Origin of the sequence: Achromobacter sp. ACRQX, from assembly GCF_022346505.1 — a bacterium.
Lineage (GTDB): Bacteria > Pseudomonadota > Gammaproteobacteria > Burkholderiales > Burkholderiaceae_B > Achromobacter > Achromobacter animicus.
In genome coordinates, this window is record NZ_JAKRML010000006.1 from 170,128 (window position 1) to 193,523 (window position 23,396).

Consider the following 23,396-nt stretch of genomic DNA (forward strand, 5'->3'; position numbering starts at 1 on the left):
CAGGCGATGCCGATGTCCGACTCTTCTTCCGCCACGCCCGCCGGCGCCATTGCCGGCATCGGCATGGACCTCCTGCGCATCGACCGCATCGAGCGCGCGCTCGCCCGCCACGGCGACCGGTTTGCCGAAAAGATCCTCGGCCCCGAGGAACTCCTGAAATTCCACGCCCGCCGCGCCCGCGACCCGGTGCGCGGGCTGCGCTTTCTGGCGACGCGCTTTGCCGCCAAGGAAGCGTTTTCCAAGGCGATCGGGCTGGGCATGCGCATGCCGATGACGTGGCGGCGCGTGCAGACGCTGAACGCGCCGGGCGGCCGCCCCGTGCTGGTGATCGCACCCGAACTGCTGAGCTGGTACGCTGACCGGTTTGGCGCGGCCCACGTTTCCATTACCGATGAATCCGACATGGCCGCCGCGTATGTGGTGGTCGAGCGCAAGCCCTAAGCCCTGCACTCGGGGCCATCCCCGCCGGCTTGCCGCACCCAGTTACAAGGACAGCCTCCATGGCCAAGAAAAAATCCAAGGCGGTCCTGCCCCCCGGCCCCGTGATGGTCGATGTGGCGGGATATTCGCTCACCAAGGCGGAAAAGAAGCGCCTGCGCCACCCGCTGGTGGGCGGCGTCATTCTTTTTGCCCGCAATTTCGAGAACCGCGCCCAGCTCACCGCGCTGACGCGCCAGATCCACAAGGCCCGCAAGGAGCCGCTGCTGATCCTGGTGGATCACGAAGGCGGCCGCGTGCAGCGCTTCCGCGAGGACGGCTTCACGCCCTTGCCCCCGATGCGCGCGCTGGGCGAACTGTGGGACACCGATCCCCTGCAGGCCATGCGCCTGGCGACCGAGGCCGGTTACGTCCTGGCCGCCGAGCTGCGCGCCTGCGGCGTGGACATGAGCTTCACCCCGGTGCTGGACCTGGACTACAGCGTCAGCAAGGTGATCGGCAACCGCGCCTTCCACCACGATCCCCGCGTGGTGACGATGCTGTCGCGCGCCCTGGTTCAGGGCCTGGCGCTGGCCGGCATGTCGTCCTGCGGCAAGCACTTCCCCGGCCACGGTTACGTGGGCGCCGACTCGCACCACGAGATCCCGGTCGATCCGCGCACGCTCGATGAAATCCTGAAGGACGACGCCGCGCCCTATGCATGGCTGGGCGACGCCGTGCTGCCGTCCGTCATGCCCGCGCACGTCATCTACCCCAAGGTGGACAAGCATCCCGCCGGTTTTTCCAAGCGCTGGGTGCAGGACATCCTGCGCAAGCGACTGGGCTACGATGGCGTCGTGTTCTCGGACGACCTGACGATGGAAGGCGCCTCGGTCGCGGGCGACATCCTGGACCGCGCCAACGCCGCGCTGCGCGCCGGCTGCGACATGGTGCTGGTGTGCAACCGCCCGGACCTGGCCGACGACCTGCTGGCGCGCCTGGAGTTCGACCATGCGCCCGAGTCCGTGGCGCGCATCCGGCGCCTGATGCCGCGTTTCGACGCGCCCGATTGGGACACCCTGCAAGCCGAAAGCCGTTACCAGAATGCCCGACGACTTCAATCTCAAATCGTTCCTCTCTGACCTGCCGCATCTGCCGGGTGTCTACCGGCACCTGGATGCGGCCGGCGAGGTCATGTATGTCGGCAAGGCGCGCGACCTGAAGAAGCGCGTCTCGTCGTATTTCCAGAAGACGCTGTCCAGCCCGCGCATCGCCCAGATGGTGGCGAAGGTGGCGCGGCTTGAGGTCACGGTGACGCGCTCGGAAGCCGAAGCGCTGATCCTGGAAAACAACCTCATCAAGAGCCTGAAGCCGCGCTACAACATCCTGTTCCGCGACGACAAGTCCTATCCGTACCTGCACATTACCGGGCATGACTGGCCGCGCATCGCGTATTACCGCGGCGCCACCAACAAGCGCGGACAGTTCTTCGGCCCGTTCCCCAACGCCTGGGCGGTGCGCGAAACCATCCAGATCCTGCAGAAGGTGTTTCGCCTGCGCACCTGCGAAGACAGCGTCTTTGCCAACCGCTCGCGCCCCTGTCTGCTGCATCAGATCGGGCGCTGCTCCGCGCCGTGCGTGGGCGCGATCGAGGCGGCCGAATACGACCGCGACGTGCATCGCGCCGTGCGCTTTCTGAACGGCGAGGCCAAGGACGTCATGGGCGAGATCGAGGCCCGCATGCTGCAGGCCTCCATGGAACTGCGTTTCGAGGAAGCCGCGGCGCTGCGCGACCAGATGGGATCGCTGGCGCGCGTGCTGCACCAGCAGACCATGGAAAACGTCAGCGGCGAGGACACCGACATCATTGCGGTGGCCATCGCCGGCGGCAAGGTCTGCGTGAACCTGGCCATGGTCCGCGGCGGCCGCCATCTGGGCGACAAACCGTTCTTTCCGTCGCACGCCGAGGGCGAGGCCGCGCCGCAGGTGCTGGAGGCCTTTGTGGCCCAGCATTACACCGACAACGCGATGCCCCCCATCCTGGTCTGTTCGCATACCTTGCCCGATCCTGAGCTGATTACGCTGCTGGTCGAGCAATCCGGCGGCCGGCCGTCCCGAGTGCTGACGCGTCCGCAAGGCACTCGCCGGTCCTGGCTGGAACAGGCCGCCAAGAACGCCGAGATGGCGCTCGCCCGCGCGCTGACCGAATCCGGCGCCCGCGCCGCCCGAACGCTGGCGCTGGCCGAAGCCCTGGATCTGGACACGGACGAAGCCGCGCTGGACGCCCTGCGCATCGAATGCTTCGACATCAGCCACACTGCCGGCGAAGCCACTCAGGCGTCCTGTGTGGTGTTTGAACACCACGACATGCAGCCCTCGCTGTACCGCCGCTACAACATCGCCGGCATCACGCCCGGCGACGACTACGCCGCGATGCGCCAGGTGCTGACCCGCCGCTTTGCCAAGGTCGCCGATGGCGACGCGCAGATGCCTGGCCTCGTCCTCATCGACGGCGGCAAGGGCCAGGTCGAGGTCGCACGCAAGGTCTTCGCGGAACTGGGCCTGGACATCCAGACCCTGGTCGGCGTGGCAAAGGGAGAAGGGCGCAAGGTCGGCCTGGAAACCCTGGTCTTCGCCGACGGCCGCCCGCCCGTCGCGCTAGGCGGCGAATCCGCCGCCCTGATGCTGATCGCCCAGGTGCGCGACGAAGCCCACCGCTTCGCGATCACCGGCATGCGCGCCCGCCGCGCCAAGACGCGCAACGTCTCGCGCCTGGAAGAAATAGAAGGCGTAGGCGCCCGCCGCCGCCAGCGCCTCCTCGCCCGCTTCGGCGGCTTCTCCGGCGTCGCCCGCGCCAGCATCGAGGACCTGGCATCGGTGGACGGCATTTCGCAGGACCTGGCAATCCGCATCTACGAGGCGCTGCGCTGAAGCCCCGGAATCGCCCAGATGTCACGAATTCGTGTCACCCTCGCCGCCGACCACATACATGCCAAACCCCAAATTCCAACCACCCGCCCCGACGAGCGATCCGGGCCGCGCGGATCCGGCTCCGCCGGTCCGCTGCGGCGCCCCTGGGGGAGGCGCCAAAGGCGCTTCGGGGGGGACCACCCTCTGTTAGGATACGGACACTATGCCAATTAACGTTCCCATTATTCTGACGTGGCTGCGTATCGCCATGATTCCGCTGGTGGTCGGGCTGTTTTATCTGCCCGAAAGCTGGATGTCTGTTCCCATGCGCGACACGCTGGCGGCATGGGCATTCATCATTGCCGCGCTGACCGACTGGTTTGACGGCTGGCTCGCCCGGCGCTGGAACCAGACATCGGCATTTGGCGCCTTCCTGGATCCCGTCGCCGACAAGCTGATGGTCTGCGCCGCCCTCATCGTGCTGCTCGACCTGAGCCGCGTCGATGCCTTCATCTCCCTCATCATCATCGGCCGCGAAATCACCATTTCCGCGCTGCGCGAATGGATGGCCAAGATCGGCGCCAGCGCCAGCGTGGCCGTGCACCGCTTGGGCAAGTTCAAGACCGCCGCGCAGATGATCGCAATTCCGTGCCTGCTGTATAACCAGTCCATCTACGGCATCAACACCAAGCTGCTGGGTGACATCCTGATCATCGTGGCCGCGGTGCTGACGGTCTGGTCGATGCTGTATTACCTGCAGCGCGCCTGGCCCGCAATCCGCGAAAAGGCCATGTGACCGATTTGCCGGGCCGGCTGCGCAACAGCCGGCCCGGTGCAGTTGCAACACCGCACGGCGGCCCGGCTCGCGCAAGACGGCCGCCGTGTCACTTCAAGAGCGATATGCCGGCTCGATCCGGCACGGCACGCGCGCCGCAATCGCCATGAATACGTCGCCCGGACACAAGTCTGCGCGACGCCGGAGACAACCCGCGAGCCGCCCAAGGCGGCCCGCAACCTGCCGCCCATGCGCGGCCCTGTGCAATGAACACCGCTACCGTCGCCACCCCCTTGCTCTCGGACGCCGCCGTACGCCGGCGCGACTGGAAAATCATCTTGCTCATCGGCGTGGCGCATGCCTCGTCCCACTTCTTCCAGCTGGTCCTGCCGTCGCTGTACGTCGCGCTGGGCCAGGAATTCGGACTGGACTTCGCGCGACTGGGCCTCCTGGTGTCCACGTTCTACGTGGTGTCCGGCATCGGCCAGGCATCGTCGGGTTTCGTGGTCGACCGCATTGGCGCGCGTCCCGTGTTGTGGTTCGGGCTGGCCTGCTTCGTGCTGTCTGGCGTGCTGATCGGCTCAGCCACGGGCTACGTCATGCTGATGGCCGCGGCCGTCGTTGGGGGCATCGGCAATTCGGTGTTCCATCCGGCGGACTATTCCATCATCAATCACCGCATTACCGCGCCGCGGCTGGGCCACGCCTTCTCGACGCACGGTTTGACCGGTAACCTGGGCTGGGCATTGACGCCCGTGTTCATCACGACCATCACGCTGCTCGCCAATTGGCGCGTCGCGGCTTACAGCGCCGCCGGCCTCGTGGCGCTGGTGCTGCTGTTGACGGTGCTGGGCCGCAACCTGCTGGGCGGCCCGTCCCCCGTGGACGCGGGCGGCGACGCCAAGGACGCCGGCAATGCGGCCAAGCCTGCCGCCAAGCCGCAGGAAGGCGTGCTCGCGACCCTGTCCACGCTGCTGGCCAAGCCCGCGCTCTGGGGCGCATTCCTCTTCTTTGCCTGCACGTCCATTGCGCTGTCCTCGGTGCAGAACTACACGATCCCGCTGCTGGGTCAGCTGTACGACCTGTCCAAGGTCACGGCCAGCTCGGCGTTGTCCGGTTACATGGTCGCCTCGGCCGTCGGCATGGCGGCGGGCGGCTTCCTGGTGTCGGCCAATCCGCGTACCGAGCGCACCGTCATGGTCGCGCTCATCCTGGCGGGTCTGACGCTGGTCGTGCTGGCGCTGGGCCTTGTGCCCGCCGTGCTGGCTGCGCCGGTCGTGGGGCTGGCGGGATTCTGCTCGGGCGTGGCCGCGCCGTCGCGCGACATGCTGATCCGCCGCGTGACGCCCAAAGGCTCGACGGGGTCGGTGTACGGCCTGGTGTATTCGGGGATGGATGTCGGCTCGGCCCTGGGGCCGCTGGCCTTCGGTCTGCTGCTGGACGCCGGCTTGCGGCAGGGGCCGTGGGTGGGCGCGGGCGTGGCGTTCGCCGTGGCCGCCTTCCTGGCGCAGTGGATCGCGGTGCAGGCGCGCCGCGCCGAGCCGCCCGCCACGGTGGCCGCCGCACGCCCCTGACCGCTGGACACTCTTGATCCGCCTTGACGGCGCCGACGCCACGTTGCGCGCCGTCAAGCTTCGGTTTCGGCCTCTGGCGCCGGCCGGCGCCGATTGACGCCTCGCAAGGTCACGGCATGGCTTCCTCGCTGTAATAACCACATGGTTGGTCTGGTTATTCACAGGAGAAGCAAATGAGAAAGAAAACCACGTTGCTGGCTGCGGGGCTGGTACTCGGACTGTGGGCAGGGCAGGTCTGGAGCGCATCGCAAGAGCCCATCCAGCCCATCGAACCGGCGGTCATCAAAGAGCCGGCCAAGGTCGAGCTGGGCAAGAAGCTCTTCTTCGATCCCCGACTGTCGCGCTCCGGCGCAATCTCCTGTAATTCGTGCCACAACCTGGCCATGGGCGGTTCGGACAACCTGAAGGCCTCCATCGGACACAAGTGGCAGCAGGGCGGCATCAACTCGCCCACCGTGCTCAATTCCAGCCTGAACATTGCCCAATTCTGGGACGGTCGCGCCAAGGACCTGCGCGAGCAAGCCGGCGGCCCGATCGAAAACCCGATGGAAATGGCCTCCACGCACGAGCTGGCGGTACAGGTGCTCAATTCCATCCCCGGTTACCGCGCCGAATTCAAACAAGTCTTCGGCAAGGACAAGATCACCATTGACGAGGTCACCAGCGCGCTGGCCGCGTTTGAAGAAACGCTGGTCACGCCGAATTCGCGCTTCGACCAATGGCTCAAGGGCGACAAGAACGCGCTGACGGTGCGCGAGCTGGCGGGCTATGAGCTCTTCAAGAACAGCGGCTGCGTGGCCTGCCACAACGGCGTGGCGGTGGGCGGCAACTCGTTCCAGAAGATGGGTCTGGTCACGCCCTACGTCACCGAGAACAAGGCCGAAGGCCGCGCCGCGGTCACGGGCAAGGACGCGGACCGCTTCAACTTCAAGGTGCCGACGCTGCGCAATGTGGCGCTGACCTATCCGTACTTCCACGACGGCGAAGCGGCCACGCTGACGCAGGCCGTCGACGTGATGGGCCGCCTGCAACTGGGCCGCACATTCACCGCCGAGGAAAACGGCCAGATCGTCGCGTTCCTGAAGACGCTGACGGGCGACCAGCCGGTCATTCAGTACCCGTTCCTGCCCCCGTCCGAAGACGACACGCCGCGGCCCGAACCGTTCGTGAAGTGATGCGACAACGGTGAAACAAAACGGCCTTCCCGGGCAGTTCCCGGGAAGGCCGTTTGCGGTAAGCGCCGGTTATCGATTGCCGATATCGGCGCGGCTTCGCTTGCTGAACTGCTTACTGCCGAACCGTGCGCACGTCCGCGGGCGGCGCCGCTTCAAAGTTGCTGCGCCACGGATTGATGTCCAGCCCGCCGCGCCGGGTATACCGCGCATACACCGTCAACTGCTCCGGCCCGCAGGCCTGCATGATGTCGCTGAAGATGCGCTCGACGCAGTGCTCGTGGAACTCCGCGTGCTGGCGGAACGACACCACATAACGCAGCAGAGATTCGCGATCGATCGGCTTGCCCCGGTAGCGGATCTGCACCGTCGCCCAATCGGGCTGGCCCGTCACCGGGCAGTTCGACTTCAACAGGCGCGACGCCAGCGTCTCTTCGACCACATCGCCCGCCCGGGTACGCAGCAGCTCGGGCGCGGGCTCGTAGGTGTCGATCTCGATATCCAGCTTGTCTATATAGATGCCGTCCAGCTCGCCCATCTGCAGCTCGGAAAACCGCTGCGGCAGGAAGAAGTCCAGGCCGACCGGCGCGCCCGCGGCTGCGCTCAGGTCGCGTTCCAGCCGGCCGCGCAGGGCTGCCGAATTGACCAGGCGGGTCTGGTTGAACGAATTCAGGTACAGCTTGAACGACTTGGATTCGATGATGTTGGGGCTGTCGGCCGGCACCGAAAACGTCGCCATCGCCACCCGCGGCTTGCCCTTGGCATCCAGCCACGACAGCTCATAGGCGTTCCACAGGTCCACGCCCGTGAACGGCAGGTTGCCGGCGGTCAGATTGAGCGCTGTGCGGTTGTGCGAACGCGCAATGGGAAACAGCAGCGAGGGATCGTATTGCGAGGCGTAGGCCACGCTCTGCCCAAGCGGGCCGTGAGACAGGGTCATAGCAGAGACAAATAGAACGGGGAATGGCGGCATTGTAGGCGCTTAAAAAGCGGCCGATTTTCCGCAATGTGAAACGTAATTCTCGGCATGTGAAAGTCCGTGCTGCGCAGCAGCGGGACGGCATTTCACAAACGACAATGGCGTTTCATTATACAAAATCCCGTCTGTAACCCATTGATTTAACGGACTAAGATTTTTCCTCTTGTATAAGACCCGGCGTCACATTGCTCCGCAGCACAGGCATAGACTTTCTCCCATCGATTCACGCAAAGCCAGACGCGAATCTTTTGAAGTCTCTTATCACTGACCAGGAGCATCACAATGAGCAATCGCGAAACCGAAATCCGCAATCTCCAGAAAGATTGGGCCGAAAACAGCCGCTGGCAGGGCATCAAGCGCGACTACAGCGCCGAAGACGTCATCCGCCTGCGTGGCTCGATCAGCGTCGAACACACGCTTGCCCGCCGCGGCGCCACGCGTCTTTGGGAACTCCTGCACAGCGAGCCGTTCGTCAATTCGCTGGGCGCCCTGACCGGCAACCAGGCCATGCAGCAGGTCAAGGCCGGCCTGAAGGCCATCTATCTGTCAGGCTGGCAGGTCGCCGGCGACGCCAACCTGGCCGGCGAAATGTATCCCGACCAGTCGCTTTACCCCGCCAACTCCGTGCCGCAAGTGGTTCGCCGCATCAACAATTCGCTGACGCGCTGCGACCAGATTCAGTGGATGGAAGGCAAGAACCCCGGCGACGAGGGCTACATCGACTTCTTCGCGCCCATCGTGGCGGACGCCGAGGCCGGTTTTGGCGGCGTGCTCAACGCGTATGAACTGATGAAGGCCATGATCGAGGCCGGCGCGTCGGGCGTCCACTTCGAAGACCAACTGGCTTCTGTCAAGAAGTGCGGCCACATGGGCGGCAAGGTGCTGGTGCCGACCCGCGAAGCCGTGGCCAAGCTGGTGTCGGCCCGCCTGGCCGCCGACACGATGGGCACGCCCACGCTACTGCTGGCGCGCACCGACGCCGACGCCGCCGACCTGGTGACCAGCGACGTCGACGAGAACGACCGTCCCTTCATCACGGGCGATCGCACGGTGGAAGGCTTCTTCCGCACCCGCGCCGGCATCGATCAGGCCATTTCGCGCGGCCTGGCCTACGCGCCGTACGCCGACCTGATCTGGTGCGAAACGTCCACGCCCAACCTGGAATACGCCCGCAAGTTCGCGGACGCCATCCATCGCCAATTCCCAGGCAAGCTGCTGGCCTACAACTGCTCGCCGTCCTTCAACTGGAAGAAGAACCTGGACGACGGCACCATCGCCAAGTTCCAGCGCGAACTGGGCGCCATGGGCTACAAGTTCCAGTTCATCACGCTGGCCGGCTTCCACGCGCTGAACTACGGCATGTTCGAGCTGGCCCACGGCTACGCCCGCCGCCAGATGAGCGCCTTCGTGGAACTGCAGCAGAAGGAATTCGCCGCTGCCGAAATGGGCTTCACCGCCGTGAAGCACCAGCGCGAAGTGGGTACGGGCTACTTCGACGCCGTGACGCAGACGATCGAGGGCGGCAAGTCGTCCACGACCGCGCTGACCGGCTCGACCGAGGAAGCGCAGTTCGAACACGGCAAGACGCAGAAGGCCGCATAACGCGGCTGTGTCGACCGGCGGCGCCCGGTTCCCACATGGGATGCCGGACGCCGCGCGCAGGTGTGTAGTTGCAGGTGCTGTTGTAGGGTGGATTCAAGGGTGCCTGCGGGCACCCTCTTTTTTTGCCCGCACCACCCGTCCGCGCCGCCGCATTACAGATCGAACTCACAAATCGAACACGGCCGAATACACCAGCCGCTCCTCCACCACCCGCCGCTGGCGCACGGCGCCCGCGCGCTGCTCGGGCACGGTGCTGTCGGTGTAATAGCGCTCGTACTCGCGCACCGCGACGCGTGCCGGCTTGCCGCCAAGATCGGGCAGGGGGACGCCCGCGCTCCAGATGACAGGGTCCAGCAGCTCGCCCAGCACGGGGCCTTCGAACACCGGCGGAAAACGCACCACCGGACCGGCAACGATCTCGCCGAGCCGGGCCGGCGCCTCGTGCAACGACACGTCGCGCGGGGTCAACCGGCGCGCCACGTCGGTGACCGCCGGACTGATCGTCTGCGCGATGCCCCCGCTGGCTGGACTGAGCAGGCTGGAGGCCAGCACGCTGGTATCGGTCCACGCCAGGTCGGTATCGAGCGCCGGATCTCGGGTCTGCAGCACCAGCTCGACCCGGTTGCGGCCGGTTTCGCCCGTTTGCCCGGGGCCGGGGATGAACGAGATGTCCAGGTACTCGGACTCCATCGGGAACTGCATCGGCCCGTGCGCCGGAACCACGCCGCGCAGCGTGAACGCCAGCCGGCCGCGCTGGCGGGTGAAGACGGCACGGCGGCGCGGCAGCACCTGCGAGAACTCGGCCAGCACGACGCGCGAGAGCTTGGCGCTGTCGATCGCGTTGGGTTGATACCGCGCCAGCGCCAGCCGCGCAAACGGCATATAGCTGCGGCCCGGGTCCAGCTCGATGTCGCAGTACCAGCGCGCACGCTCGTCGTCCCATCGCACGCGGTGACCGACCACGCGCACGCGCTGGCCGGGCATTTCCTGCAACGGCACGTCCTCGTCGATGACGCGCGCCGGAAAGTCGGCGGCGCGGGTGCGGTGCTTGGGCAGCGGCGCGTCCCACAGCGGATCCATGCCCCACTGCGTGACCAGCGGCGTCAAGGCGTCGGGCACGTCGGTGAAGTTCTTGTTTTCACCGTAGATCACCACGCCCAACAGTTCGCCGTCGCCCGATGAGAACCACGGGCGCTCCAGCCACACGCGCAGCCCGTTGCCCAGGCGCGTGATGTCCAGCGTGCCGTCGCCCGCGGTCTGCTGCCAGCGGAAGGTGGGCAGCACGTACATGAGGCGCGGGGCATCGGGCGGTGCGCTGGCCGGCACGATGGTGTTGGGCGCTTCGCCGGCCTGCGCCAGCACGGGTGCGCCGGGGTCGTCCGGGGCGCCTTCCTGCACCAGCGGCCCCTGCGCGATGGGCCCCAACACGGTCACCTTGTCCGTCTGGTCGTAGAGCGCGGGCGGCAGGTACTCGCGGAACCGAGTGGTGGCGCGCAGCCGGTACCGGATCAGCCGGAAGCGCGTATCGCCGAATTCATGGCGGTTGCCCGGCGCGCGCTGGCGTGTGCCGTTGAACGACTGTTCCGCGATGATGTGGCTCAGGCTGAAGAGGTTGGGATAGTTCTCGGCCAGCGGCATTTCGGCCAGCACGCCGTGACCGTCGAGCCGTCTTGGACGCGGCCGCGCCGGATCGTCTTCCCATTCGTGCCAGTCGGCCTCGATCTCGATCTTGCCGGTCGTCGGCCCGTGCAGCCGCACGCGCGCTTCCAGATCGACATGCGCCGCGCCGGGCTCGCGCTGCGGTTGGCCGGGCAGCAGCAGGAGCGGGTCGCAGACGGGCTGCTGGGTGGCATGCACCAGCACGAGCGGGCGGTACGGCGTCAGCATCCAGCAGTTGCCCAGGATGGCGGCGGTCTGCAAGGTCTTGCGGCCGGCGTCGGTGCCGGTCCATTCCGGCAGGCCGAACGTATTGAGCAGGCCGTGGTGCACGAAGCTGGAATAACGCAGCCGCGCAATCATGCCCTTGGGCAGGAAGAACGTCAGGATCCGGTTGTCCTTGTCCCACTTGGGCATGCCGTCGTCCGGATAGCTTTCGGCGCACGGCGGATCGGTCAGCGTGGCGGGGCGTTCGGCCAGCGCAATGCGCAGGCCCTGCGTGTCGGGCCATTGGCCCGCGTAGGTGACCAGCAGCACCAGTTCGCCGGCGGAAGGCGTGGCCAACACGGCGACGCCTTCCCCCAGCAAGGCCGGGCCCGTGACGCCCGGCAGGCTGTAGCCGGGTTGCGCACGCAGGCAGATGCCCCAGGCGGCCGCGTCGGGCAGATACGGCGTGCGGACCTGCGCCTCACCGTGGATCACGTATTGGCCGGGGGCCAGACGCTGACCCGTGGGTTCTTCAGCGCTGGGCTGCTGCGGCGGCACCTGATCCGTCCGGGCGACCTCGGCAAGCGCTTGCGGGGTAATCAGCTCCACCTGCGAACCGGGCAGTTTGTCGAACAGCGTGCCGATGTCGCGCGCCGAAATCTCGTACGCCTTCTTGATGCCATCCGCGGTGCCGAACATGCTGTCGAACAGCCCATGCGTTTCGCATTGCAGCTGGGCGGCTTTCGGTGGCACCACATGCCGTTCGTTGACCGGACTGTAGGTGAAATCGGTGGTGGTCACCGACGCCAGGAAATCCGGGCTGGCCAGATAGGCCTGCGGATCCTGGCCGCGGTTGCTGCGGATCACCAGGCGTTCCAGCGATTCGCCCTCGCTGGTCCGCGTGCGATGCACCAGCGCGGGCGGATCCACAGGTTCGAAGCGCCAATAGGTCACCGGCTGCGTGACGTTGTCGTCTTTCTCCAGCGACGGATCGTCCGGCGACAGGCTGTTGCCTGCCAGGTCGACCAGACGCGCCCGCAGCCGGTAAGGCATGCCGTAGCGCAGCCGCGGCAGGCTGCCCTTGACTGCGCTGAAGGTCACCGCCAGCCCGTTGCCCTTGTCCGTGACCGTGTCCTGCACGTCCTCGGGCCGTTCGCCCTGCACGCCGCTTGCCGGGTCCGTCTGGTCGCGCAGCGTGCGCCCGGGGCGCGGCGCGACAAGGCTCCAGCCCGTCCAGCGGAACAGCGATTCGTGCAGGTAGTGATCGTCGGGCTGCCCGCCACCCGTGGCGGACGCGCCTTTGACGTAGCCTTCGTCGTCTGGCAGATCCAGGTCCGGGCCGCCGTCGGTACAGCGGTACACGCCGTGGCGATGACAGAGCGATTGCCACTTTTGCGGGTCATTGGCCGGGTAGGGCTGGACGTCGATACGGTAGCCGCGCAGCAGGTCTTCCGTGTAGAGCAGCATGCTGCCCGGCGCACCTTCCAGCGCCGCATTCTTGAGCGCCGCCGAGGCCGCATTCTGCGCGACTTCGCGCGCACGGTCGCGGCGCGAAATGCCCAGGCCGCCGGAACGCAGCGCCGCCACCGGCTGCTTGTCTCCGGTGCTGTAGGTCACCTCGCCGTCGGCGCCGTGCTTCAGGCTGCGGCCGATCAGGTTCTGTGCCGTCAAAACGAAGTCGACCGTCTTGAGCGCGGCGCCGTCCGGATCCAGCTGGTAGACGTCGAACAGCGGATTGCGCGGCTCAGTAAGATTCCACCGGTCGTCGGCGCTGCGCAGCCGCAGCATGCCGCGTTCATGGTCGGGGCTGCGCGGCCGCGTCGTGAAGCGCTCGGCATCGCCCCACCAGGCCGTTGCGGGAAAGGCGCCACCTTCGGCCTGTCCGCCGTCCCAGCGCGGCGCCAAAAAGATTCGGCCCTGGGCTTGCTGCCCGGCGGCAATCCGCTTGTCCAGCGGCGAATCGGCAGGCAGCACGCAGTCGATCACCAGCCCCAGCCGCCGCATCAGCGCCGGGTAATCGCCATACGAGGCCACGATGGCGTGGAAATCCATCTCGGGCTGCTTGGGCGGAGGCGGTACGTTCTTGCCGTCGGGCCGCCGGATCGCACGCTGGGCGGCAGTGGGCGGATCGCGGCGGTAGAAGCGGTTGGCCATGAAGAGCGTGTACTCGCCCTGCGAGCGCCAGCTCGCCATCAGGCTCTGGTCCACGCCTTGATGCGCCGGGTCCTGCCACCGGCCCGGCATGGCGCGCAGCGCAAACGTGGGGCCGGCCTGCGGCTTGCCATCGGCCTCGCCGCCAGGGGCAGTGGTCTTGCCGGGATACACGCTGTGCTCGCCATAGACCTGTCCGCGCAGCGCGCGGTCGATGCCGCCTTCGCGATCGCCGAAGAACCGGTCAAGGCCCGGCACCAGCTGTTCGACGCGCTCGCGGCCGTCGCCGCGCACGTGTTCGGTCCGGGTGCCGCAGGCTTCCAGCAGGCCGCGCAACCCGGGATGCGCGTTGCGCCATGGCAGCAGCGTCGGGTGCGTGGTGGTGGCGTTGAGCGCCAGGTTTCCGTAATGCTCGCGCGTCAGGCTCAGTACGCTGGCGACGGAAAACGAAAACAGGTTCACGCGGCTCATGTCGCGGAACACAAAGCCCGCCACGGGCGTTGCGGGCGGCAGGAGCCGCGTCCAGAGCTGCGAATCGGCCTGCGGCAGCGTTTCCAGCGGGATCTCCTCGCCATCGGCGTTCAGCGTGAAGCGCGCGCGGGCAAGCGTGGCGGGCCAGTCGACCCAGTCCGCGTAGGCATCCAGCCGCTGCTCGTCGGCGGTCTGCGGCGTGAGCCGGGGCGACGTCACGATGGACACGCGCAGACGGCCGGCGAATTCACCGTCCGGCACGCGGCCGTTGGGAATGACGGTCCACAGGATGGTTTGCTTGGGCATGGGCAGTCCTCAGGCAAAGGCTTCGGCGTATTCGCGCCAGGCGTAGCGGCTGTCGTCGTCGATGAGCGCCAGTTCCTCGTCCAGCGGCAGGTCGGGACGCGGGCCCATCAGGTCGCGGAATCCCGGGTCGCCGTTGGCGCCCGCGAACTTGCGCTCGCAACTGATCTCCACGGTTTTGGAAAACATGAAGATCTCGATCTCGATCGTCAGCGTGGCGCGTCCGGCGCACTTGCCGCTTTCGAACTCGTAGCGCATCTCCAGGTACAGCTCGATCGACACGCTGATCAAGCCCAGCACGCTGACGTACCCGCCCATGCGGAAGTACCCGGTCAGCGAGCACGCGGTCTGCTCCATGCGGAAATAGATGCCCGCCATGACGTGCACGCCGCCCGAGGCCACGCCCAGGTTCACGGACACGCTGGCGCCGAACTCGAACGCCGCCTCCATGATCTGCACGCCCTTCGGATCCAGCGTGATGCCGAAAAAGCCCCCGCCGCCGAACATGCAGACGGACAGATTGAAGGGCTGCTCGCGTGTGCAGAAGTTGAAGCGCACCGACAGCGGCTGGCCGATGAAGGGCACCGTGAAGCCCGCGCCCAGGCTCAGGTTGGACAGGTTGAACACGCCGATGGCGATGGCCGGCAGCGCCACGTTGTAGCCTGCGTCGATGCCTTGCGGCGTGATGTCCAGATGCGGCGGATCGGAGAAGCCGTCCAGCGGAATCAGGTCGCGCAGCGTTTCCACGAACGACAGCGGCCCGACGAACTTGATGCCGGTCAGCAGCACGTCCACGTTTATCTTGGACGCGGTGTCCACGCGAAACTCGATCTTCTCGAAATTCAGCTCCAGAAAGCTGGCCGGCGCGATCAGTACCAGGTCAAAGCTCTTGAGCGAACACGTCACCGACAGCTTGGGCGCGCTCTGGCCGTTCTTGCGCACCTTGGCTTCCACGGCCACGCGAAAGCCCTGCGGGTCATTGGCGCGAAAGAGCGGCGGTTCGCCCGCGACCAGCGACCAGCTCTTGATCGCGGGGTTCCAGTCAAAGCGCAGTGTCAATTCGTCGCCGGTCAGCATCTCCAGCAGCTCGGCGCTGGCCAGCACCGCGTCCATGGCGGTTTTCACGGCGCGCAGCGCGGTGGTCAGCAATTGGCGCGGCGCGCCGTCCAGCAGTACGGAAGCGGCAATCGTGTCGGCCAGCGGCTGCACCGCCGCGGAAACGGCCTGCAGCCGGGGCTTGAGCACCGTGGGGTCCGAGAAGATCGCGCCCAGTTGATCGGGTTGCCCGACCAGCGCATCCAGCGCGTCGTACAGCGTCTTGCCTTGCGTCAGCAGCACGGGCACGACGCCCAGGCCGTTGACCAGGATTTCGGCTGTCCGTGCCGCTTCCAGCAGCGACTGGCGCAGACCCGACGGCAGCGAGACGCCGCCGACCTTGGCATCCGCCGCGCCCCGCAAGTTGGTGATGGCGCCTTGCGCTGCGGTCAACGCTGCTGGCAGGCCGGGCAGGGCGGGCGCCGTGTCGAAGGACATGCCGGCCAGCTGCGCTACCTGGGCGCTGATCGCCGTGGCCGCCGCCGCCAGCGCGTCCACCTGGTCGCGCGCGTTCTGCACCAGGGGTTGCGCGTACGCCTCGGCCTGCGCCTGCAGGTCGTCCAGCGTGTCGTCCAGCGCGGTGAGGGCGCCTTGCGCGATGCGGCCCGGTTCCTGCACCATGCCCGCCACCAGCCCGTACAGCCGGCCCGCGTCGTTCACCAGGCTTTCGAGCTGCGAGCAGGCCTCGGCCACGAAGCGCGGCACCTTGTCCGCCTGCCCGGCCACGTCCTCCACGACCTGGATCACGTCGCCCAGCGGAATGCAGCCAAACAACAGCGGCAACGGCAGCCCGCCGCCCGATGCGGGGAATACGTCGGCGCCGATCATGCGCCCGGCGATGAAGTCGTCGGCCTTGCCGCTGATCGGGCCCGCCAGCCGCGACAGCGCCGTGGGCCGCAGATTCGGCTGCACGAAGCCGCCCGAGCGGTCGCCTTGCGCCGAAAAGTCCAGGGACGCGCCGCCCTGGTAGCCGGGCTCCGCATCGATGTCGCCGAACACCTGTCCGGCATTGCCGTCAAAGCCGTGCGCCAGGTAGTACGGATTCCATGTCAGCGTGCTGTTCTTTGCGCTGCCGGTCAGCTTGGCCAGCGCGGCGATGCGGATGGCGGCGCGCCGGATGTAAGGATAGAAGACGGGGCCGGTCAGGTCGTCGCTGTACGCCCGCAACTGCACATTGCCCTTGTCGACGACCGCGTCGAATTCCAGCGAGTCGGCCTGCGCAGCGGTGTCGCCCGCCTTCTGGCTGGGCGCCAGCGTTACCTGCTGCTGGTTCATGGGCGCGCTGCGCTGCGACAGCGGGGCGTTTCGCCACGCGGTCCGGGCGGTTTCGGCAAAGTCCTCCGCCTTGTCGAACATGGGAGTCAGCCATTGCCCGGATTGCTTGCGCGGGCAGGCCTCGCCGCCGTCCATGAAGATCATGGGCAGGTCGAACTGCATGACGCGCCCGTCGATGTCCGTGGCCGCGCAGGCGAAGCGGAACGGTGCCCCGCCCACGTAGGGCCAGAACAGCAGTTGGCCCAAGACGCCGCCGGGCGATGCCAGCGGCGAATCCAGGTTGGGCGTGGACGAGGTCAGGATGCGCACGCTGGTCAACGGCATCTGACGGTGCAGGAACACGGTGTTGCCCGCCGGATCGCGCGTCACGTAGTCGGGATGCGCAAAAACCTTTTCGCGCTCGCGCACGACGATGAAAAGGCGTTGGCGCAGGTACGCCGGATTGCCGCTGCGGTCGCGATGGAACTTGCGTTCGCTGACCTTGATGAGCGAGACGCGATGGCCGAACGGAAACAGCAGACCTTTGTAGACCACGCGCACATAGTGGTCGCGGCCCATCGCGCCGCGATGCGTCCATTCTTCCAGCGACAGCCCGGGCGCATCCCAGTTGCCGCGAGAATCCAGCCATGCGCCCAGCGCGGACAACATCAGCAGGTTTGTGCCGATGGCCTGCGGCGCGTAATTGGCCACCGAGAAATTGGAAGACAGATGCGCGATCTGGAACCGGTCGAAGTCGTCCATCGGCATGCGGAAGGGGCTGATGCCGGGGGCGGGCAGATACGTGCTGGCCGGCACGGGAAAGGCCGATTGCATGGGCTTCGTGGTGCCTTCGCCGCCCAATGCCCAGACCGCGCGCACGGTGCGCTGGGCGTCGGCCTGCGGCGGTTCGACGTCGGGATCGGACGACGCCGGCGCCAGCAGCCGCGAGTGCCACAGCTCCGTATGCAGCGTGGCTGTTGACGTGGCGGGGGATTTCGCGTGGCGCCAGCGCTCCTGTGCATATGGGCTGAGGATCAGCCGCCACGGCAGTTCGATCGCCGTCTGCTGCGCCGTTGGCGGCGCGGGGCGCGGCCCCCGCGGCACGGGGATGGCGATGTCGCCGGCGCGCAGCGGCGGTGCGTCGGTCCGGACGGCCGGCAGGCGGTAGGCCCGCAGTCCCGGACTGCCGCTTGCCTGCCGCAGCAGCAGATTGGCGCCGGGGGCGTCGGGCTGCATGGCGATGCGCGCGTTGCGCAAGGCAAAGCTCGACAGCGCCGCGCGCTGCGCCGGGGGCAGCTTGGCCACGCGCTTGTCAAAACCGATCTCCAGCAGGTCGTGCCAGCGAAGCGGGGGGCGCGGCGCCTTGGCCGTGGGCGGCCGTGCGTTGGCGGGTACGGCCAACGGCAGCGACTCGACGGCCTGCAGCACGCCCTCCAGCGTGTACGGCACGTCAAAGCCGTCCGGCACGGTAAAGGCCAGCCGGGACTCGTTGGCGATGCGGGCGCGCACCGGCGGGCCGGTCGGCGGCTCGGCGCCGCCGCCGGACGGCTCGGGCTTGGCGGGCGTGCCGGGACGCGGCGGGTCGGGGTTCTTCGTGCCGGCGGCCGCAGTCTCGAAGAACGTTTCCTCGGCGATGGACTGCGGCGGAAAGTGCAGGATCAACGTCGCGGCGCCGCTGGCGGTTTTTTGCAGCCGCGGCGGCTGTCCCGGCGTGATGGTCAGGTTGCGCAGTTCGATGCGCAAGGCCAGCAGATCATCGGCGCGCAATACCGGATGGCCGGGCCGCGAGCCGTCGAAGAAGTTGCGGTTGTGATCGGGCGGAAAGAGGGGAAGGATGGGCGGGATGCGGACAACGCCGCCATCGATCACCACCCTTGGTCCGCCTGCGGTGGGTCCGCCCGTTGTAGGTTTGCCCGCCGCCGGGCCGCCTGCCGCAGGTTCGCCTGCCGCAGGTTCGCGGCGTTTCACGGTGTCGGTCTTCTCGGCCGGACGAGGCTTTTTCGTGGCCATGCCAGTTCTCCAAACAAGGAACCCGGGAAACAAATCCCTGCCCATGCCCGTGTAAGGGCGATGGTCCAGCTACCTGCGAATCGAACTGCGCACAGCGAACTGCTTGAATGTCGGACTGCTTGATTTGCCCGATCTGAATCGAACGGTGCAAGTGGCAAAAATCTATCCGCCCGCCGCGTCTGCCGTCAATGTCGTGACGGGAGGCCGCGCGTGCCCCGGCTGCGCCCGCACGCGATTCCACGAGCGACCGCAGCAACGGCCGGAAAAGCCGGATGGATGCGAACGAAGGTTGTAGGGTGGATGAGGCCAGAGGAACGGTTGAAGTGAAATCTCAACCTTTTGTCCTAAGCGATGCGGTGTAGGTCTGCGGCGCGCAGGTCGGCCGCCATCCCGATTGACGACGTGAATCAGGGTCCGCTTTTTTTGTTTGCATCCGTAACGAACCCGGCCCCGCTTTGCATTGCGTGTGTGTTGACCTACGCGGCGGCGCGTTCTTCCTTCAGCGAAGCCATGTCGATCACGAAGCGGTATTTCACGTCGTTCTTCACCAGCCGCTCGTAGGCCTCGTTGACGGCCTGGATCGGCACCATCTCGACATCGCTGACGATGTTGTGTTCGGCGCAGAAGTCCATCATCTCCTGAGTCTCTTCCATGCCGCCGATCGCCGAGCCCGCCAGGGACTTGCGGCCCATGATGAGGTTGGCGCCGGGGATCGGATCCAGCGGCGTCAATGCACCCACCAGCGCCATGGTGCCGTCCAGCGCCAGCAGCGCCATGTAGGGATTGACGTCGTGGCTGACGGGAACGGTGTTCAACAGGAAGTCGAACGTGCCGGCGTGCGCGGCCATGGCGTCGGCATCGCGCGACACCAGCACTTCGTCCGCGCCCAGACGCTTGGCGTCGCGCGCCTTGTCGGCAGACGTCGTGATCATCACCACGTGAGCGCCCATCGCGTGTGCAAACTTGACGCCCATGTGGCCCAGGCCGCCCAGACCGATGACGCCCACCTTCTTGCCGGGGCCGACCTTCCAGTGGCGCAGCGGAGAGTAGGTGGTGATGCCGGCGCACAGCAGCGGCGCGACGGCCTTCAGGTCGAGCTTGTCGGACACCTTCACGACAAAATGCTCGCGGACCACGATGCGATCGGAATACCCGCCAAACGTCAGCTGTTCGCTGCCGCGTTCCTTGTCGTTGTAGGTCAGCGTGGCGTTTTCCTCGCAGTACTGTTCAAGGTTCAGTTGGCATGCCTTGCAATGGCGGCACGAGTCCACCATGCAACCCACGCCGGCGTAATCGCCCACCTTGAACTTCGACACGTTCTTGCCCACTTGCGCGACGCGGCCGATGATCTCGTGGCCGGGCACCATGGGGTACATGGAATTGCCCCAGTCGCCGCGCGCCTGGTGCAGGTCGGAGTGGCAGATGCCGCTATACAGGATGTCGATCAGTACATCGTCATCGCCGGGTTCACGGCGCGTGAAGCTGAAGGGGACGAGCGGGGTGTCGGCGCTGTGGGCGGCGTAGCCTTGGGCTTGGATCATGACGGCCTCTTGGGATGTTTATTGAGCAGGTGTTCACAATAATCCCGGGCTGCTTTGCGGTTCAAGCTAGAATTTCGGCATGATTTATTGAACAAATTTGCACAATCATGGCGCTCGACAACCTGTCCCACCTTGCCGCGTTCTCCGCGGTGGCCCGCCTGGGCAGTTTCCGCAAAGCGGGCGAAGAGCTCAGCCTGTCCACGTCGGCGGTCAGCTATGCCATCCGCAACCTCGAAGAGCGGTTGGGCGTGAACCTGTTCAACCGGACCACACGCAGCGTCGCCCTGACCGAAGCCGGCCACCGCCTGGCCGAGCGCCTGCAGCCGGTACTGCACGGTCTGGACGATGCGCTGGACGAAATGAACCACTTTCGCGGCTCCGCCGCCGGCACGCTGCGCATCAATACGTCGCGCGCGGCGTCGTACCTGCTGCTGATGCCGATGGCGGCTCAGTTCCTGGCCGCCTACCCGGACATCCGCCTGGAGATCGGCGAAGACGACAGCTTTGTCGACATCGTGAAGTCCGGCTTCGACGCAGGTGTGCGTCTGCTCGAAGCGGTGCCCGAGGACATGGTGGCCGTGCCTATCGGCCCGGCGCTGCGCTCCGTGGTGGTGGCCTCGCCGGATTACCTGCGGGAGCGCGAGCCGCCACGGCATCCGGCTGACCTGATGAGGCACGAATGCGTCCGCTATCGTTTCCCCAGTGGCCGGTACTTCAAGTGGGAATTCAAGCGGGACGGCGAGGTGCTGGAGTTCGACGTGCCGGGGCGTCTGGCCCTGAGCGACGTGCACGCCGAGGTGCGGGCGGCCGCCGACGGCATCGGCATCGGCTACGTGCCGGAAAACTACGTTGCCGGGCTGTTGGCATCCGGCAAGCTGGTTCGGCTGCTGGAGGACTGGTGCCCGACGATCCCCGGATTCATGTTGTATTACCCCCGCCAGCGCCGTGTGTCATCGGCGCTGCGGGCGTTCATCGACATGGCGCGGCAGTGACGCGCCGCGCACGAAGCTGCCGACCCGGCTAGTCCGCTTCGGCCTCGGCGCCGTACAGCGACGCCAGACATTCGGTCAGCGGCGCAATGCCCTTGGCTAGTTCGTCGACCGCGGCAGCGTCCACACGCGGCAGCGGCGGTATCTCGGCCAGCACCCGCACGCGGCCAAAGCGTTCGATGGCTTCCTTGTTGCCCGCGGAGAGCGGTCCGCTCATGACCACGCCAAGCACCGGAATGCCGCGCCGCTGCAGCGCCGCGAGGCTGAGCAAGGTGTGGTTGATGGTGCCCAGTCCGCTGCGCGCCGCCAACACCACCGGCATGCCCAGGCGCGCGATCAGGTCGATCATCATGTGCGTATCGTCGATCGGCACATACAGGCCGCCCGCGCCTTCCACGATCAGCGGCGCGCGTGTCGGGGGCGGCACGATGCTGGTGGCATCGACCACGGTCTCTTCCAGCGTGGCTGCCGCCCATGGCGATAGCGGCGCCTGGAGGACGTAGGCAGGCAAATGCAGGCGGTGGGGCGGCAACTGCGCCAGCTGGGCCACGGTGTCGGTATCGCCCGGATCCTCGGCGACACCCGTCTGCACGGGTTTCCAGTAGTCGGCGTTCCAGGCGCGGGCGAGGATGGCCGACACCAGCGTCTTGCCGATACCGGTATCGGTGCCGGTTACAAAAACCCCGACGGGGCGCCGCGTCGATGTCTTCTGCATACCGCAAGCCAGGTGAATGGTCACCACGGCCCCATGTTGGTCGAGCGCGGCCGGACAGCGCCGGAACCTGCGGACGTGCCGCGGGCGTAGGGGAGGCGGCTGCGGCAGCGCAATGGACAACCGCAGCGGCCAGAGCACCGTTTTATCAGTTGCCCCGTCCGCGCGCCACCCGTCACATAGATCAGTGCCGGAGGATGGGCGGGCGGCATGTTGCCGAAGCGCGGCGGCGGGGCAGTGGCAAATCGTCTTTGGCGTCTTGATTCAGATCAAGGCGGTCGGGGACAGGCCTGACTACCATCGGCAACATGCGTGCCAAATCGATTTTCGCCGTCCCGGCCAGCCTGCCCGATGCCGACCGCCAGCAACGCCGCCATGCGCTGGTGCGTCTGTCGCTGGCCTGGCTGGCAATGATGCAGGTCATGATGTTCGCCTGGCCCGGCTATCTGCGCCATGAATCCATGCCCGCCGACGCGCTGGAAACCCTGGACTGGGCCATCGTCCTCATGAACTGGGCCAGCTTCGCGCTGACCGTGCCCGTCGTCCTGTATTCGGCATGGCCCATCTGGCGCCACGCGGGCGCCAATCTGCGGCAGGGCCGCGCCGGCATGGATGTGCCGGTGGCGCTAGGCATCATCGCCGCCTTCATCCCCAGCGTCCACGCCACGTATACGGGGCGGGGCGAAGTCTATTTCGACTCGGTCACGATGTTCGTCGCGTTCCTGCTGACCGCACGTTATCTGGAACTGTGCGCCCGACAATCCTTCGGCGGCGCGGGTTCCGCCGGCCGCCGCCATGCCCGCGTCGAAGACCAGCGCCTGTTGCTCGGCACGCGCGCCGACCGCGTGGCGTCGCGTTTCGTCATGGTGCAGGTCGCGCTGGCCTTGGCCGCCGCGGCGGGCTGGGCCTACATCGATCCCGCCCACAGCATTCCCGTCATGGTGGCGCTGCTGGTCATGAGCTGTCCCTGTGCCATGTCCATGGCCGTTCCCACCGCCATGGCTTCCGCGCACAGCGCGCTGGCAGCGCACCCCGACATGCCCGAGGCCGCGCTTGACGCGCTGCTTGCCGAAGCCCGGCGCAAGGCGCGGCAGAATCTTTACGGCTCGCTCGTCTGGCATTTGCTAATGACGCCGCTGGCCCTGGTGGGCTGGGTCACGCCCTGGCTTGCCGCCATCACCATGCTGGTGTCGTCGCTGGCCGTGGCCTACAACTCCTGGCGCCTGTGCCGCCGCGACTGGTCGGGCCGTCTGGCCGCTGGCGCCGCACTGGGAGCAGCGCCATGACCATCCTCTACCTGCTACTGCCGCTGTCGCTGCTTTTCGTGCTGGCGATCGGCGTGTCGCTCTGGTGGGCCGTCTTCAACGGTCAGTACGACGACACCGACAGCGCCGGCACGGCCATCTTGCGCGACGACGACAGCGGCGCCGCCGGCCGCCGCTGATCGCCGCGGCGCAAATTACCGCCGCCGATGCGCCTCTGCGGACCCCGCCGCGGCGCATCGGCCAGGTCTTTTCACGGCCCGATACCCCTAATAGCGTTGCGGTTATGCAGCGATGTCCAAGGCGTCGCAACCCG

General features: G+C 66.9%; 14 protein-coding genes and 1 pseudogene. 10 read left to right on the top strand and 5 right to left on the bottom strand.

The annotated features are described in order from the left end of the window. The first annotated feature begins 6 nt into the window (after positions 1–6). From acpS to MHZ91_RS08370, 6 genes are all read left to right on the top strand, one after another. A complete protein-coding gene (gene acpS, locus MHZ91_RS08345) occupies positions 7–441 on the top strand; it encodes a holo-ACP synthase (protein WP_370633063.1) in 435 nt (144 codons plus the stop codon). Between the two features lie 59 nt (positions 442–500). Beyond that, complete coding sequence (gene nagZ, locus MHZ91_RS08350; protein ID WP_239213255.1) at positions 501–1,559, top strand: beta-N-acetylhexosaminidase; 1,059 nt, start codon at positions 501–503, stop codon at positions 1,557–1,559. Beyond that, a complete protein-coding gene (gene uvrC, locus MHZ91_RS08355) occupies positions 1,522–3,348 on the top strand; it encodes an excinuclease ABC subunit UvrC (protein ID WP_175138103.1) in 1,827 nt (608 codons plus the stop codon). Before nagZ ends, uvrC begins: the two co-directional genes overlap by 38 nt. 202 nt (positions 3,349–3,550) lie before the next feature. Next, positions 3,551–4,123 carry a CDP-diacylglycerol--glycerol-3-phosphate 3-phosphatidyltransferase gene (gene pgsA / locus MHZ91_RS08360; protein ID WP_175123621.1) on the top strand — a complete coding sequence of 191 codons (573 nt, stop codon included), beginning with the start codon at positions 3,551–3,553 and terminating at the stop codon, positions 4,121–4,123. Between the two features lie 245 nt (positions 4,124–4,368). Continuing rightward, positions 4,369–5,676 carry an MFS transporter gene (locus tag MHZ91_RS08365; protein ID WP_239213257.1) on the top strand — a complete coding sequence of 436 codons (1,308 nt, stop codon included), beginning with the start codon at positions 4,369–4,371 and terminating at the stop codon, positions 5,674–5,676. Between the two features lie 173 nt (positions 5,677–5,849). Then, entirely contained in the window at positions 5,850–6,851 is a 1,002-nt protein-coding gene (locus MHZ91_RS08370) for a cytochrome-c peroxidase (RefSeq protein ID WP_239213258.1), read from the top strand. A gap of 112 nt (positions 6,852–6,963) precedes the next feature. Here MHZ91_RS08370 and queF read toward each other — a convergent pair whose 3' ends face one another. Next, positions 6,964–7,788 (bottom strand): NADPH-dependent 7-cyano-7-deazaguanine reductase QueF, encoded by an 825-nt coding sequence (gene queF, locus MHZ91_RS08375; RefSeq protein ID WP_239213259.1) that lies wholly within the window; start codon positions 7,786–7,788, stop codon positions 6,964–6,966. Between the two features lie 321 nt (positions 7,789–8,109). Between queF and aceA the strand changes: the two genes are divergently transcribed. After that, positions 8,110–9,429 (top strand): isocitrate lyase, encoded by a 1,320-nt coding sequence (aceA, locus tag MHZ91_RS08380; protein ID WP_175123617.1) that lies wholly within the window; start codon positions 8,110–8,112, stop codon positions 9,427–9,429. 165 nt (positions 9,430–9,594) lie between these two features. On the opposite strand, the gene MHZ91_RS08385 is transcribed toward aceA, so the two are convergent. The 3 genes from MHZ91_RS08385 to MHZ91_RS08395 form a co-directional block, all read right to left on the bottom strand. Further along, positions 9,595–14,220, bottom strand: coding sequence for a hypothetical protein (locus MHZ91_RS08385; protein WP_239213260.1), 4,626 nt, complete (start codon positions 14,218–14,220; stop codon positions 9,595–9,597). Between the two features lie 9 nt (positions 14,221–14,229). Then, entirely contained in the window at positions 14,230–18,576 is a 4,347-nt protein-coding gene (locus MHZ91_RS08390; protein ID WP_239213261.1) for a hypothetical protein, read from the bottom strand. A gap of 476 nt (positions 18,577–19,052) precedes the next feature. Next, positions 19,053–20,117 (bottom strand): NAD(P)-dependent alcohol dehydrogenase, encoded by a 1,065-nt coding sequence (locus MHZ91_RS08395; RefSeq protein WP_239213262.1) that lies wholly within the window; start codon positions 20,115–20,117, stop codon positions 19,053–19,055. Positions 20,118–20,224: 107 nt separating this feature from the next. On the opposite strand from MHZ91_RS08395, the gene MHZ91_RS08400 reads away from it, so the two are divergent. Next, the gene (locus MHZ91_RS08400; protein WP_218344652.1) at positions 20,225–21,109 is read left to right on the top strand and encodes a LysR family transcriptional regulator; all 885 of its coding nucleotides are present in this window, start codon (positions 20,225–20,227) and stop codon (positions 21,107–21,109) included. A gap of 28 nt (positions 21,110–21,137) precedes the next feature. Here the strand turns inward: MHZ91_RS08400 and bioD are convergent. Continuing rightward, positions 21,138–21,914 (bottom strand): annotated as a pseudogene (gene bioD, locus MHZ91_RS08405) (dethiobiotin synthase); the annotation flags it as partial. Positions 21,915–22,126: 212 nt separating this feature from the next. Between bioD and MHZ91_RS08410 the strand changes: the two are divergent. Further along, positions 22,127–23,104, top strand: coding sequence for a hypothetical protein (locus MHZ91_RS08410; RefSeq protein ID WP_175138111.1), 978 nt, complete (start codon positions 22,127–22,129; stop codon positions 23,102–23,104). Further along, positions 23,101–23,262: a cbb3-type cytochrome oxidase assembly protein CcoS gene (ccoS, locus tag MHZ91_RS08415; RefSeq protein ID WP_105239608.1), complete on the top strand. Its 162-nt coding sequence runs from the start codon at positions 23,101–23,103 to the stop codon at positions 23,260–23,262. The genes MHZ91_RS08410 and ccoS overlap by 4 nt, the downstream gene beginning before the upstream one ends. The last annotated feature ends 134 nt before the right edge of the window (positions 23,263–23,396 follow it).

Bases quoted from the DNA above. Each gene is read 5' to 3' on its own strand.
- acpS (WP_370633063.1), top strand. From the start codon at position 7: ATGCCGATGTCCGACTCTTCTTCCGCCACGCCCGCCGGCGCCATTGCC.
- nagZ (WP_239213255.1), top strand. From the start codon at position 501: ATGGCCAAGAAAAAATCCAAGGCGGTCCTGCCCCCCGGCCCCGTGATG.
- uvrC (WP_175138103.1), top strand. From the start codon at position 1,522: ATGCCCGACGACTTCAATCTCAAATCGTTCCTCTCTGACCTGCCGCAT.
- pgsA (WP_175123621.1), top strand. From the start codon at position 3,551: ATGCCAATTAACGTTCCCATTATTCTGACGTGGCTGCGTATCGCCATG.
- MHZ91_RS08365 (WP_239213257.1), top strand. From the start codon at position 4,369: ATGAACACCGCTACCGTCGCCACCCCCTTGCTCTCGGACGCCGCCGTA.
- MHZ91_RS08370 (WP_239213258.1), top strand. From the start codon at position 5,850: ATGAGAAAGAAAACCACGTTGCTGGCTGCGGGGCTGGTACTCGGACTG.
- queF (WP_239213259.1), bottom strand. From the start codon at position 7,788: ATGACCCTGTCTCACGGCCCGCTTGGGCAGAGCGTGGCCTACGCCTCG.
- aceA (WP_175123617.1), top strand. From the start codon at position 8,110: ATGAGCAATCGCGAAACCGAAATCCGCAATCTCCAGAAAGATTGGGCC.
- MHZ91_RS08385 (WP_239213260.1), bottom strand. From the start codon at position 14,220: ATGCCCAAGCAAACCATCCTGTGGACCGTCATTCCCAACGGCCGCGTG.
- MHZ91_RS08390 (WP_239213261.1), bottom strand. From the start codon at position 18,576: ATGGCCACGAAAAAGCCTCGTCCGGCCGAGAAGACCGACACCGTGAAA.
- MHZ91_RS08395 (WP_239213262.1), bottom strand. From the start codon at position 20,117: ATGATCCAAGCCCAAGGCTACGCCGCCCACAGCGCCGACACCCCGCTC.
- MHZ91_RS08400 (WP_218344652.1), top strand. From the start codon at position 20,225: ATGGCGCTCGACAACCTGTCCCACCTTGCCGCGTTCTCCGCGGTGGCC.
- MHZ91_RS08410 (WP_175138111.1), top strand. From the start codon at position 22,127: ATGCGTGCCAAATCGATTTTCGCCGTCCCGGCCAGCCTGCCCGATGCC.
- ccoS (WP_105239608.1), top strand. From the start codon at position 23,101: ATGACCATCCTCTACCTGCTACTGCCGCTGTCGCTGCTTTTCGTGCTG.